The organism is Aequorivita sp. CRS11, assembly GCF_059693805.1.
The window spans coordinates 1-525 of the sequence record NZ_JCATIG010000054.1; the positions used below are offsets into that span (position 1 = coordinate 1).

The 525-nt window shown below is 47.8% G+C and carries 1 protein-coding gene; it reads left to right on the plus strand.

The features are described 5' to 3' along the window. Nucleotides 1-13: 13 nt before the first annotated feature. Nucleotides 14-525, plus strand: a 512-nt coding sequence (locus AC58DT_RS15720) for an IS110 family transposase (protein WP_497217736.1), incomplete at its 3' end; no start/stop codon positions are given.

Here is a 525-nt window from a genome sequence, read left to right on the forward strand (position 1 = left end):
AAAACAATAAGATATGAAATTAGAACCCACTGCCCAACCAAAGTTATACATTGGCATCGACATTCACAAGCGGAGCTGGAAAGTTCATTGCGCCACCGACCTGTTTGGCGGCAAGTCATTTGCTATGCCCCCAAAACCTGAAGTATTATACGAGTATGTAGCCAAGCATTTTCCCGGCCATCAGGTTACCACCGCTTATGAAGCTGGCTGTTGCGGCTATTACGCCCACCGCAGTTTTAAAACCTATGGCTGGAATTCCCTGGTGGTGAACCCCGCGGACATCCATCGAAAGGGAAAAGAGCGTTATACCAAAACAGATAGAATAGATGCCCAACTGATAAGCAGGGAGCTAAAGGATGGCAGGTTTGAGGGCATCCACGTTCCCGATGTGGAGCGGGAGCAGCTGCGCAGTCTCTTCAGAAGAAGGAACGATCTTGTCAAGGACTATAGGCGCATCAAGAGCCTTATAAAAATGCAGTTGCTGTATTTTGGCATTGCTATTCCCGAGGAGTTTGACAATGACCA